This is a genomic window from Candidatus Pantoea soli, assembly GCF_007833795.1.
Classification (GTDB): Bacteria; Pseudomonadota; Gammaproteobacteria; order Enterobacterales; family Enterobacteriaceae; genus Pantoea; species Pantoea soli.
Map to the genome: position 1 here is coordinate 645,218 of NZ_CP032702.1, position 12,875 is coordinate 658,092.

General features: G+C 61.2%; 10 protein-coding genes. 4 read left to right on the top strand and 6 right to left on the bottom strand.

Going from position 1 to position 12,875, the window contains the following annotated elements:
* Positions 1–28 precede the first annotated feature (28 nt).
* Genes D8B20_RS02960 through atzF form a run of 3 tightly spaced genes read right to left on the bottom strand, consistent with a single transcriptional unit; the run spans position 29 to position 6,158 of the window.
* Positions 29–730 carry a GntR family transcriptional regulator gene (locus D8B20_RS02960; protein WP_145886962.1) on the bottom strand — a complete coding sequence of 234 codons (702 nt, stop codon included), beginning with the start codon at positions 728–730 and terminating at the stop codon, positions 29–31.
* A complete protein-coding gene (uca, locus tag D8B20_RS02965; RefSeq protein WP_145886964.1) occupies positions 727–4,359 on the bottom strand; it encodes an urea carboxylase in 3,633 nt (1,210 codons plus the stop codon). The genes D8B20_RS02960 and uca overlap by 4 nt, the downstream gene beginning before the upstream one ends.
* A 2-nt stretch (positions 4,360–4,361) precedes the next feature.
* Entirely contained in the window at positions 4,362–6,158 is a 1,797-nt protein-coding gene (gene atzF, locus D8B20_RS02970) for an allophanate hydrolase (protein WP_145886966.1), read from the bottom strand.
* Between the two features lie 254 nt (positions 6,159–6,412).
* Between atzF and sltY the strand changes: the two genes are divergently transcribed.
* A complete protein-coding gene (sltY, locus tag D8B20_RS02975; protein WP_145890371.1) occupies positions 6,413–8,332 on the top strand; it encodes a murein transglycosylase in 1,920 nt (639 codons plus the stop codon).
* Positions 8,333–8,376: 44 nt separating this feature from the next.
* Positions 8,377–8,685, top strand: a complete 309-nt coding sequence (gene trpR / locus D8B20_RS02980) for a trp operon repressor (RefSeq protein ID WP_145886969.1) — start codon at positions 8,377–8,379, stop codon at positions 8,683–8,685.
* On the opposite strand, the gene yjjX is transcribed toward trpR, so the two are convergent.
* Positions 8,686–9,204 carry an inosine/xanthosine triphosphatase gene (gene yjjX, locus D8B20_RS02985; RefSeq protein ID WP_145886971.1) on the bottom strand — a complete coding sequence of 173 codons (519 nt, stop codon included), beginning with the start codon at positions 9,202–9,204 and terminating at the stop codon, positions 8,686–8,688. It lies immediately after the preceding gene.
* Between the two features lie 51 nt (positions 9,205–9,255).
* On the opposite strand from yjjX, the gene gpmB reads away from it, so the two are divergent.
* Positions 9,256–9,903 carry a 2,3-diphosphoglycerate-dependent phosphoglycerate mutase GpmB gene (gene gpmB, locus D8B20_RS02990; RefSeq protein WP_145886973.1) on the top strand — a complete coding sequence of 216 codons (648 nt, stop codon included), beginning with the start codon at positions 9,256–9,258 and terminating at the stop codon, positions 9,901–9,903.
* A 76-nt stretch (positions 9,904–9,979) separates the two neighbouring features.
* Here gpmB and robA read toward each other — a convergent pair whose 3' ends face one another.
* Positions 9,980–10,852 (bottom strand): MDR efflux pump AcrAB transcriptional activator RobA, encoded by an 873-nt coding sequence (robA, locus tag D8B20_RS02995; RefSeq protein WP_145886975.1) that lies wholly within the window; start codon positions 10,850–10,852, stop codon positions 9,980–9,982.
* Between the two features lie 193 nt (positions 10,853–11,045).
* Here robA and creA point away from each other — a divergent pair, with 193 nt between their 5' ends.
* Entirely contained in the window at positions 11,046–11,519 is a 474-nt protein-coding gene (gene creA / locus D8B20_RS03000) for a protein CreA (protein WP_145886977.1), read from the top strand.
* Between the two features lie 44 nt (positions 11,520–11,563).
* On the opposite strand, the gene arcA is transcribed toward creA, so the two are convergent.
* On the bottom strand, positions 11,564–12,280 hold the full coding sequence (gene arcA, locus D8B20_RS03005) for a two-component system response regulator ArcA (protein ID WP_145886979.1): 717 nt from the start codon (positions 12,278–12,280) through the stop codon (positions 11,564–11,566).
* Positions 12,281–12,875: the final 595 nt, after the last annotated feature.

Consider the following 12,875-nt stretch of genomic DNA (forward strand, 5'->3'; position numbering starts at 1 on the left):
GTGAGGACCCTTATGGTGTTATCAGTGATTATTCAATGGGATGCAGCCGCGCCTGCTGCAGCATATGCAGGGTGATCTTTCTGACCTCGGCCTTGCTGACGGCAATGTGATCGGTTAACAGGCGCAGCGCCTCGTCGGTGTGCTGCCGGAAAATCGCGCCCAGAATCTGCGCATGTTCGCGGTAGGTGGCCTCTACCCGATCCTCGCGCGTGAAATCGAGGCGACGGATAATGCGGATCTTCTCGGTCAGTTCGCCGTGGATGCGCGCCATCTCCTGATTGCCGGCGGCGGCGACCAGGGTGATATGAAACGTTTCGTCGTGGGCTGAGACCGCGCTGCCCTCAGCCAGCGGCGCCGCGTCTGTCCAGAATTGTTTCAGCGCGCTGAGGGTTTCCGCGCAGGCCAGCGGCGGCAGCGCACAGAGGCGGCGCACCGCTTCGCGCTCCAATACGGTGCGCAGGTCATACAGCTCCTCGAAGTAGGTGAAATCAAACGGCCTGACCTGCCAGCCGCTGCGAAACCACACGTCGACATAGCCTTCGCGCTCCAGCCAGAACAGCGCCTGGCGCACCGGCGTGCGGCTGACCTCCAGCCGTTCGGCAATTTCATTTTCGCTGAAGCGATCGCCCGGCATCAGGCGGAAGGCAAAAATGTCCTGCTTCAGCGCCTGATACACTTTTTCTGCCAGCGCTTCCGGCCGGCCTTTGCTGCGTGCGGAGGAACGGGTCATGGCGCGGTCTCCAGCCACAGCAGCGCATCGCCAGGGCTGACCGGGCGGCCCGCCTGACAGGCGATGCGTTTCACCCGGCCGGCCTGTGGCGCAACGATGGCCAGCTCCATTTTCATCGCCTCCACGATGATCAGCGTCTGTCCGGCCTGCACCGCATCGCCAGCCGCGACCAGCACCTTCCAGATGTTGCCGTTCATATCCGCACAGACGGCGAGCGCGTTCTCCTCTTCCACCTGCGGCGCGGCTGGCAGCGCTTCACCGGCGTTAAGCGGCGCGGCCTGCGCCTGCTCATCCCACAGCGCGACCTCACGGGTAAAGGCGCTGGCCTGACGCTGCCGGAACGCGGCGATGGCTCCGGCGTGTTCATTCAGGAACTGCTGGTGAGCGGCAAAATCAAACTGCGTCTCCTCAATGCGCACGGTGGCGCGTCCTTCCCGGAAATCATCACGCAGCTGCGTCAGTTCTGCTTCACTCACCGGGTAGAAGCGCACCTGATCGAAAAAGCGCAGCAGCCACGGTTCACCGGCGGCAAACTGCGGGTTTTTCAGAAAGCGATTCCAGATGGGCAGCGTGCGGCCCACCAGCTGATAGCCGCCGGGAGAATCCATGCCGTAGATGCACATATACATGCCGCCAATCCCGACCGTGCCTTCGGCGGTAAAGGTACGCGCCGGACTGTATTTCGAACTCAGCAGACGATGGCGGGGATCGATCGGCACGGCGCAGGGCGCACCGAGGTAGACATCGCCGAGGCCCAGAATCAGGTAGCTGGCAGCAAACAGCGTGTCACGCACCTCGTCACGGTGCGCCAGGCCGTTGATACGCTGAAGGAAATCCACGTTGTTGGGCAGCCACGGCGCACTGGCGCGCACCGTTTCCTGATAGCGCGACACGGCGCCCAGCGTGGCGCTGTCTTCAAACGCCATCGGCAGCCAGACGATACGCGACGGCACGCGCAGGGTACTGACATCGCCGAGCGTCTCTTCCAGCGCTAGCAGGCGCGCCATCAGCTGGGTCTGGCTGAGCGTCAGGCTGTCGTAGCGCACCTGCAGCGAGCGGACGCCGGGCGACAGCTCTTCGACGCCGGGCACGGCACATGCCTGTAGCGCCTCCATCAGCAGATGCACGCGCAGGCGCAGCGCCAGATCCAGCACGTTATCGCCGTATTCGATCAGCACATACTTGTCACCCGCCTGCCGGTACGCCACCGCCGGACGCCCGGCCTGCGCCGGCAGCGCTGCCAGCAGCGTGGCAGAACCGCAGGCAGTATCAGCCAGAGAAGGCGTGGCGAAAGCCGGCGCGTGGTGACTGCGCAGCGTGGCGATGCTCTGCGCCTGCGCTTTTTCACGTGCGACCGCTTCATCGGCACCGATCGGATAAAAGCGGATGCTATCGCCGGGTTTGACCTGGCCCACTTTCCACAATTCGGCTTTGGCGATGGTAACCGGGCAGACAAAGCCACCGAGGCTCGGGCCGTCATGCGTCAGAATCACCGGGAAATCGCCGGTAAAATTCACCGCCCCGATGGCGTATTCGCAGTCGTGAACGTTAGACGGATGCAGGCCGGCTTCGCCGCCGTCAGCCCGCGTCCATGTGGGGGCCGGGCCCACCAAACGCACGCCCAGCCGGTTGGAGTTGTAATGCACCTGCCAGTCGCTGGCGAAGAACGTATCGATCGCCGCCTGGGTGAAGAAATCCGGCGCTCCGTGCGGGCCGTACAGTACCCCGATGTGCCATGTCTGCCCGTAGTGCGGGATCAGGGCGCGATCCAGCGGCTGCGGATCGCTGACGGGGGCCGGCGTGGTGCAGGCCGCGAGCGCCGGCTGCGAAACGGGCAGCATATCGGCCACGCGCAGCGTACGCCCGGCGTGACCGCCAAACTGACCCAGCGAGAAGGTCGAGCGGCTGCCGAGATATTCCGGCACATCAAAGCCATTGCGCACCGCCAGATAGGTGCGGCAACCGCGTTGCGCGCGCCCCAGCGTCAGCGTCTGCCCGGCGCTGACGCTGATCGGCTGCCAGTAAGGCAGGGCGGTGCCATCCAGATCTGCCGGGCAGTCCGCGCCGGTCAGGGCGATGATCGCCGCGCTGTGGAAGCGCAGCGTCGGGCCCTGCAGCGTGAATTCCAGCCCGGCGGCGCTGTCGTGGTTGCCAACGATGCGGTTGGCCAGACGGAAGGCATAGTCATCCATGGGCCCGGACGGCGGCACGCCAATGTCCCAGTAGCCGAGGCGGCCCGGATAATCCTGAATGCTGCTGAATGTCCCCGGCTGCAGCACCTCCACCACGTGCGCCTGCGGCGTGAAGCTATCCAGAAAGCGCGTCCAGACGTGACCGCTGCGCAGCGCGTCGGTGGCGACAACCTGGCGCAGATAGTCGAGATTGGTGGCGATACCGTGCAGCCGGGTGGCATCCAGCGCCTGCTGCAGCTTCTCCAGCGCCGCCTCGCGCGTCTCTGCATGCACAATCAGTTTGGCTATCAGCGGATCGTAAAACGCGGAGACCTCGGCGCCGGTGTCAATGCCGCTGTCGATGCGCACGCCGGGCGGAAAGCTGACGGCAGTGAGCACGCCCGGACTCGGCTGAAAGTTTTTCAGCGGGTCTTCTGCGTAGAGACGCACTTCGATTGCCGCGCCCTGCGGCGGCCGCTGCATCTGTGCCCAGTCCGGTTCCTCGCCCGCCGCCACCTGCAGCATGCACGCCACCAGATCGAGCCCGGTGACGCATTCGGTGACCGGGTGCTCCACCTGCAGACGGGTGTTCACCTCCAGGAAGTAGAAGGCATCCTGCGCGGCATCATAAATGTACTCAACCGTGCCGGCGCTGCGGTAACAAACGGATTCACCGAGGCGCACCGCGGAGGCCAGCAGCGCCGCGCGGGTGGCGGCAGGAAGCTGCGGCGCCGGCGTCTCTTCCACCACCTTCTGATTGCGGCGCTGCAGCGAGCAGTCGCGTTCGCCCAGCGCGATGACCTTGCCTTTGCCGTCGCCAAAAATCTGCACTTCAATGTGACGCGCGCGATCGATGCAGCGCTCCAGAAACACCCCTGCGTCACTGAAAAACTGCTCACCGAGCCGGCGCACGCTCTCCCACGCGTCGCGCAGCGCGGCGGCATCGCCACAGCGCGTCAGTCCAATCCCGCCGCCGCCTGCGGTGCTTTTCAGCATCACCGGATAGCCAATGCGCTGCGCGGCCGCCAGCGCCTCTTCCAGCGAAGCCAGCAGCGGTGTACCGGGCGTCATCGGGACCCCGGCCTGCGCGGCCAGCTCACGGGCGCGGTGCTTAAGCCCGAACTCGCCGATTTGCCGGGCTGTCGGCCCGACAAAGCATACGCCTGCCGCTTCGCAGGCGGCGGCGAACGCCAGGCTTTCCGACAGAAAACCATAGCCGGGCCAGATGGCCTGCGCACCGGACTGCCGGGCTGCCGCCAGGATTTTATCGATGCGCAGATAGCTGTCGCTGGCCTTGTCACCACCGAGGGCGATAGCCACATCCGCCTCTTTGACGTGACGCGCGTTTCGATCGGCATCTGAATAGACCGCCACGCTGGTGATGCCCTGCTGTTTCAGGGTGCGGATGGCACGGCAGGCAATTTCGCCCCGGTTAGCAATCAGAACGGTACTGAACATGATCAGTGACTCTCCTGTGTGGCCAGCCAGTTACGCCAGCCGCCCGATTCAGTGATATCCAGCGCGTCCGTCAGGGCCGCCGGTTCGCAGATAAACCCTTTCACGACCCGGCCATCCGCCAGCGTCAGTGAGCCGATGCCCAGCGGCGGCGGGATCTCGGCGACAAACTCGCCAAAGCGCGCCAGCGGGATGTCCCACAGCTCCACGGTAATGCCACCGCCGCTGTCGCTGCGCAGCAGGCCCGGTTTTTGCACCGGGCCGCCGGGCAGCGCGAACAGGCGGTAATGGCTGGCGGTCCGGGTCTCCTCCACCCATACCGCCTGGCGCGTGGTGAGCTGAAAGTTGAGCGGCATCCCGGTGAGGTGCGCGCCGACCACCGCCACCCGCACGTGATCGGGCGAGGAGGGCAGCGCGCCAGGAGACGGCGGCAGCGGGCGACCTGTGGCGCCAGGCGACAGCGCCAGCTGCTGCTGCCAGCGCACGCCAAACGCCGCCAGCGCCCGATCGTGCCAGGCCGGGGCAATTAGCGTGATGCCGGCCGGCAGGCCATCAGGGCGGAACGGGCCGGGCAGGGCCAGCGCGCTGAGATCCGCCAGGTTGGTAAAGTTGGTGTAGGTGCCAAACTGCGAGTTGTAGCGCACCGGCTCCTGCTGCATCGCCGCAAGGGTGTGGATGGTGGGGGAGGTCGGCACCACCAGCGCATCAAACTGTGCCAGCGTCTGCTGAATCTGCCGCGCCAGGTCCGCGCGCAGGTATTCCGCCTGGAAGGCTTCGACCGCACTGTAGCGGCGGCCGCTGCTGACGATGTCATGCACCACCGGGTCCATTGCGGCAGGCTGGTCGAGCATATTACCCACCGCCACGGTGCGTTCCGCTACCCACGGGCCGTGATAGAGCTGTTCGGCCAGCTGGTGGAACGGCGTGAAATCAATGGGATGCAGGGTGGCTCCGCCGGCTTCCAGCTGTGCCAGCGCCGCCGACCAGGCCGCTTCCGCCTGGTGGTCAGCAAAGAATTCTGGTGTGGCGGGGATGGCAAAGGCCGGGCGCGGGCTGAGATCGGCGGGCGCGGTGCGCGGGGTACTACGCGCATAGGCATCTGCGCTGTCATAGCCGCCGGCGAGTGTTGCCACCTGCCAGGCATCCTGCACGGTCAGCGCAAACACCGACACGGTGTCATTGAGGCGGCAGGCGGGCACCACGCCGCGGGCAGAGAACCAGCCTTTGGTTGGCTTGAGCCCGACCAGGTTATTGAATCCGGCCGGAACGCGGCCGGAACCGGCGGTATCGGTGCCAAGCGAAAAGCTCACCAGCCCGCGTGCCAGTACCGAGGCGGAGCCGGAGCTGGAGCCGCCGCTGACGTAGTCCGGGTTAAAGGTATTAGGCACCGCACCGTAGGGTGAGCGCGTGCCGACCAGCCCGGTGGCAAACTGATCAAGATTGGTTTTGCCCATCACCACCGCCCCGGCGGCTTTAAGCCGGGCGACAACAAAGGCGTCCGCGGTGGCAGTGTAGGTAAAGGCCGGACAGGCGGCGGTGGTGGGCCAGCCGGCGACATCAATATTATCCTTGACCGCAAAGGGCACGCCAAACAGCGGCAGCGCCGCCGGATTACGCAGGTACTCCGCCAGCAAGGGTTCAAGCTGCGCCTGCAGCTGCGCCGGGGAGGCGATCTGGATCCAGGCGTTATCCCGTGCGTCGAGAGCGGCCAGATGCGCCTGCAGCAGCGGCAGGACCTGCCGCGCATCCTGCTGCGCCTGCCGCTGCCAGTCCTGAAGAGTAAAACCAAAGGTCGGGGCCATAGTGAATTCCAGCTGGTATACAAGATGGCAGAGCTGACGCAAAGCGCGTGCCAGATTTGTAAGCAGATGAAATTCAGTAGCTATCTGATGTGTAATAACTTTTTCTGATGATTATTTGCACAGCGGCAGCGCACGCCTTGTGCAATCGCGGTGCGCCAGCGTAAATTTTGTGAAGAACATGGCAAGACCCGGTTGGCCTGGTTAGCATGAATGAAGTCCGGCATACGCCGGATCGCAGCAAAGAGGAGAGCGGAGTGGAGAAGTGGCGTAACTGGATGATAGGGATATGTCTGGTCAGTGCGGCCGGCAGCGTGTGGGCCGATTCACTGGACCAGCAGCGACAGCGCTATGCGCAGATCAAGCAAGCCTGGGACAATAAACAGATGGATCAGGTCGCGCAGCTGATGCCGACCCTGCAGGATTATCCGCTCTACCCGTATCTGCAATACCGCCTGCTGGCGCAGGATCTCGATCAGGAGACCGGGCTGGCGGTGAAAAATTTTATTCAGCAGTATCCGACGCTGCCACCGGCACGCTCGCTGCAGACGCGCTTTGTGAACGTGCTGGCGCACCGTCAGGACTGGCAGGGTATTCTCAGTTTCAGTCCGGATGAGCCGAAGCCGGTGCAGGCACGCTGTAACTGGTACTACGCAAAATGGGCAACCGGTCAGCAGCAGGCGGCGTTTGCCGGTGCGAAGGCGATCTGGCTGCGCGGCTCGGCGCTGCCAAACGACTGCGATCGCCTGTTTTCGGTGTGGCAGGCTTCCGGCCAGCTCTCGCCGATTACCGTGCTTGAACGCATCCGCCTGGCGATGAAAGCCGGGAATGACAGCCTGGTTAACTATCTGGCCAAAATGCTGCCAGCCGATTACCAGACCACGGCCAGCGCGCTGATTGCGCTGCAGCAGAACCCGCAGACGGTGACCACTTTTGCCAGCACGCTGGGGCCGACCGATTTCACCCGCATGGCAACCAGCTACGCCTTCGCCCGCGTGGCGCGACAGGATATGGATAACGCCCGCATGATGATCCCGCAGCTGGTGAAGGCGCAGCAGATGAGCGCGGCGGAAGAGCAGGATCTGAAGGAAACCGTGGTGTGGCGCATGATGGGAGCCGATCTCACCACGGAACAGGCACGCTGGCGCGATGCGGTGGTGATGAACAGCGAATCCACCGCGCTGATAGAACGCCGCGTGCGTCTGGCGCTGAGTGAGAATGACCGCCGCGGGCTGAATACCTGGATCGCCCGTCTGCCGGTTGAAGCCAAAGAGAAAGATGAGTGGCAATACTGGCAGGCCGATTTGCTGCTTTCGCAGGGGCGCAAAGAGGAGGGTGAGGAGATACTGCGTAAGCTGATGCAGCAGCGTGGCTTCTATCCGATGGTGGCGGCGCAGCGGCTGGGCGTCACCTATCCGCTTCAGGTGGATAATGCGCCGGCGGCGGATAACAGCGTGGTGCAGGGGCCGGAGATGGCGCGGGTGCGCGAGCTGATGTACTGGGGGCTGGATAATCTGGCGCGCAGTGAATGGGCAAATCTGATCACCAGCAAAACGCACAGCCAGCAGCAGATGCTGGCGCGTTATGCGAATGAGCAGGACTGGTGGGACCTCAGCGTGCAGGCCACCATTACGGCCAAAATGTGGGACAGCCTGAAAGAGCGCTTCCCGCTGGCGTGGCCGAATCTCTATCAGCAGTACACCCGTGATAAAGGCATTTCGCCCAGCTATGCAATGGCGATATCCCGTCAGGAGAGCGCGTGGAATCCAAAAGCGCGTTCGCCCGTAGGGGCCAGCGGGCTGATGCAGGTGATGCCGGCCACGGCACAGCATACGGTGCAGATGTATAACATCCCTGGCTACGTGAACAGCAGCCAGCTGCTCGATCCGCAGACCAATATCCAGATCGGCACTCAGTATCTGGAATATGTTTACCAGCAGTTCGGGCAGAACCGCATTTTCTCCTCGGCCGCCTATAACGCCGGGCCGGGGCGGGTGCGCAGCTGGCTGAACGCCAGCGCGGGCAGGCTGGATGCGGTGGCGTTTATTGAAACCATCCCGTTCTCCGAAACCCGGGGCTATGTGAAAAACGTGCTGGCCTACGATGCCTATTACCGTTATTTCCTCGGCCAGCCGGATAAGATTCTGGCGGACAGCGAGTGGAATCGCCGTTACTGACTGTGCTATGCTTCCGTACTCGTTAGTGAGTACGGAAGCCCTTCATGAGCCAACCTCTTTCCCCCCCCACCGCGCAGGATAACTGGCTGCGTTTTATTGCGCTGATGCAACGCGCGTTCGCTGATGAGATGGCGCTGCCGCTGCTGCAGCTGATGATGACGCCTGATGAACGGGAAGCCTTTGGCACCCGGCTGCGGATCATTGAAGCGCTGATCAACGGCGACATCAGCCAGCGCGAGCTGAAAAGCGAGCTGGGCGTGGGTATTGCCACCATTACGCGCGGCTCGAATAGTCTGAAAGAGGCGCCGCCCGCTCTGAAACAGTGGCTGGAGACGCATCTGGGCGAGGCGTGATTACACCTGGTACAGCGGATGGGTGAAGGGGCACAGCGCCAGAATCAGCGCCTGATGGTAGACGCTGGAGCGGGTCAGCCGGCCCTGCGTAAACGCGCCGATGGCGCCGCCCTTGTGTTTGATGTTTTCCACACCGGTGAGCCGCGCCATTTCGTCACCCAGTTCATGACCCTGCGCCAGCCCCTGCAAAACCACCGGCGGTAGGGTAAAGCTGGCAGAACGTGACTCGCCGCGCTGCCGGGCGTTTTCTATCACCATCCACGCAAACGCGCAGTCGCCCTCAATGCCCGCCTCAATGGCGACCCAGAAATCCCCCTGCGGACGCAAAAGACGCGCGTGCGACACCCGCTGGCGCGCGCCGGTTCGCGTTTCGGCATCGCTGAGCGGCTGAGCGGCCACGCCGCTCTCGACCGCGACCCCTTCAATATGGCAGGATCCTTCGCCGAAAACGTCGCTGAACGCCTGCGCCATGGCGCGGATTTTTGCCGGATTGGTGGTGGCTGCGACAACATGGTACATAATTGACTGAACCCTCAAGGCAAATTTGTCGCAGTATAACGGAAACTACGCATGTTACAGGTCTATCTTGTTCGTCATGGTGAAACGGTGTGGAATGCGGCCCGACGCATTCAGGGGCAGTCCGACAGTCCGCTGACGGAAAAAGGTGAACAGCAGGCCCATCAGGTCGGCGAGCGTGTGAAATCGCTGGGTATTACCCACGTGATTGCCAGCGATTTAGGACGCACCCGCCGTACCGCAGAGATCATTGCTGACGCCTGCGGCTGTGCGGTGACGCTGGACGCGCGCCTGCGCGAACTCAACATGGGCTGTCTGGAGCAGCGCCAGCTGGACGGCCTGACCGCTGAAGAAGAGGGCTGGCGCCAGGCACTGGTGGACGGCACCGAGGGCGGGCGCATTCCGGGTGGTGAGTCGATGACGGAAATGGCGGCGCGCATGCACGAAGCGCTGAATGCCTGTCTGCAGCTGCCCGCCGGCAGCCGGCCGCTGCTGGTCAGCCACGGTATGGCGCTGGGCGTGCTGGTGAGCACGATTCTGGGGCTGCCGGCCCATGCGGAGCGTCGCCTGCGCCTGCGTAACTGCTCTATTTCACGCGTGGATCATCAGCAAAGCGCCTGGCTGGCAGCGGGCTGGGTGGTGGAGACAGCCGGTGATGTTTCCCATCTGGATGCCCCCGCGCTGGACGAGCTGCAGCGCTAGGCTGACCGGCGCACCAGCGGCGACGGCAGGCGGCGGGGCAGGCCGTCACCGGGACGGCATGACCGCTTAGCCGTGTTTACTGCGGGCGAATCGGAATCAGATATTCGCAGCGAATCTCTGCCGGTGGCTCGCTGCGCTTTTTGCCGCCGTGGGTGAAGAAGCGTTCGATATCCTGACCCTGGCGGCGCACCAGCCCGAGCGTTGGCATGCAGGTGCCGTACAGCAGCAGGATGAACTCCTGCAGTGCGCTGCGCGGTCCCTGATAGTTGAACTGCACGTAATCGCCGGCTTCCAGAATGACCCGCTGATTCGACTGCATATTCAGCGCCTGCTCATCATCCGGCACGGCGGTGGTGTAGAGAATTTCCTGCTCATCATCCTTTTCATGACTGGCACGCACCTGATGCAAACCATACAGCACCGGCGGCACGGTATCGGTTTCCAGCAGGAACTGCTTCCAGAAGTGAACGCGCATTTCATCACGATAGCGGGAGATCTGCTCCAGCGTGCAGGTGTAGCTTTGCGTCTGCCCCACCAGCGCGGTTTCCGGCAGCGTGACAAAGTGGGCTTCCGGCATCGGCATGTCGTCCAGGCGAATAGGCGGGCGGATGCCAAAGGAGTTCCACTCGGAGGAGCGACGATACCAGGCTGGCGTCTGGTTGAACTGCTTTTTAAATGCGCGGGTGAAGGTCTGCTGCGAATCGAAGCGATATTGTAAGGCGATGTCGAGGATGGGGCGGCTGGTGAGGCGCAGCGCCACCGCGGCCTTGGACAGCCGGCGGGCACGAATATACGCGCCGATGGCGTGACCCGTTACTTCCTTGAACATTCGCTGCAGGTGCCATTTGGAGTAGCCGGCTTTCAGGGCAACGTTATCCAGTGAAAGCGGTTGATCCAGATGGCTCTCCAGCCAGACAAGCAAATCGCGAATGATACCGGCTTGGTCCATAAAACATCCTCATAACTCTCTGGTGGCGCAACGATCAACTCGTCGAATAATAGCACGAAATGCACAAAATCGCGGGAGCGGTTTATCTGCCGTTTGTGCTAGATCAGTGCGGGTAAGGGCCCGTCAGGTTTGGTTCTTTTTTCGATTGCCCGTACATTACCTTTACATCTATTCCGTTTGCAATGGTAACTCAATGACAATAGCTCGCAATCTTATAGTCACGCTGGCAACTTTAATGCTCAGCCACGCCGTTCTGGCCGAAGAGATCGGTTCCGTCGACACGGTGTTCAAGATGTTTGGTCCCGACCACAAAATCGTCGTGGAGGCTTTTGATGATCCCGACGTTAAAAATGTCACCTGTTATATCAGCCGGGCGAAAACCGGTGGTATCAAAGGTGGGCTGGGACTGGCAGAGGACACGTCTGATGCCGCCATCTCCTGTCAGCAGGTGGGACCGGTAGAGCTTAGCGATAAAATCGCACAAGGCAAGGCGCAGGGCGAAGTTGTCTTCCGAAAACGCACGTCACTGGTGTTCAAAAAGCTGCAGGTGGTGCGCTTTTTTGATCAGAAACGTCACGCGCTGGTCTATCTGAGCTACTCCGACAAAGTGGTGGACGGCTCACCGAAAAATGCGCTGAGCGCCGTGCCCATCATGCCGTGGCATTAAGACATAAAAAAACGCCCCGCGGGGCGTTTTTTTGTGGCGGAAACTCAGTCCTGCAGTTCGCCGCAGAAGCGGTAACCTTCGCCATGAATGGTGGCGATGATTTCCGGCGTATCAGGCGTGGATTCGAAATGTTTACGAATACGACGGATGGTGACGTCAACCGTACGGTCGTGCGGTTTCAGTTCGCGGCCGGTCATTTTTTTCAGCAGGTCAGCACGGGTCTGAATTTTGCCCGGATTCTCACAGAAGTGCAGCATGGCGCGGAATTCACTGCGCGGCAGCTTGTACTGCTCGCCGTTCGGGCTGATCAGCGAGCGGCTGTTGATATCCAGCTCCCAGCCGTTGAAGCGATAGCTCTCCACCTGACGGCGCTCTTCGCTCGGCATCGCCAGGTTCATGGTACGGGACAGCAGGTTACGTGCGCGGATCGTCAGCTCACGTGGGTTAAACGGTTTGGTGATGTAATCGTCAGCACCGATTTCCAGACCAAGGATTTTATCCACTTCGTTATCACGGCCGGTGAGGAACATCAGCGCGACGTTAGCCTGTTCACGCAGTTCACGCGCCAGTAACAGACCGTTTTTGCCTGGCAGATTGATGTCCATAATGACCAGGTTGACATCATTTTCTGTCAGCACCTGGTGCATCTCAGCACCGTCGGTGGCTTCATAGACCACGTAACCTTCTGCCTCAAAAATACTTTTGAGGGTGTTACGCGTGACCAGTTCGTCTTCAACGATAAGAATGTGCGGGGTCTGCATGTTTCGCTACCTAAAATTTGCCAACAAATCGAAAACAGGGCGTACGGCGGTTGCTGCGACGCAGCTTCAGAACCGCGAGCCGTGCGCAACCGGTGTACGAAATAATCTTCGGAATACACCATCCATCTACGTCAACTTCAGTGTTAGCTCAGCCAGTCAGGATGAATATTTGCGTGCCCCGTGGGTATCGGACTGGCGCTTATCCTAACCGTATTAACAGCAACCTAACAGCACCAACAACAACCGATAAGCATAAAAACAACGCTTCGTTGACTTATATCAAATGCAAGTGTAGCACGTTAACACTTTTATTAAAAACTTCTACTGGAATGCCAGCTTAGCTCACAAAAAGCAGCATTTTCGCTACATTTAAGCCGCCTGTGTACGGCAATTGTCGCTGCAAAAGAGCATATTTTAATAGATTGAAAAATAATATTTTTATATTAAACAGGCACGGAAATTTTACTTATATCCACAAAAAGTTATGACGTATCGCTTTTATCTTGTTTTAACATCCTTAACATCTTATTTTCCTGCGCCCGCGCGGTTGGTATTTTTACCCCTGCGTGCCAACATAGTGCGCGTTGTTAATCGT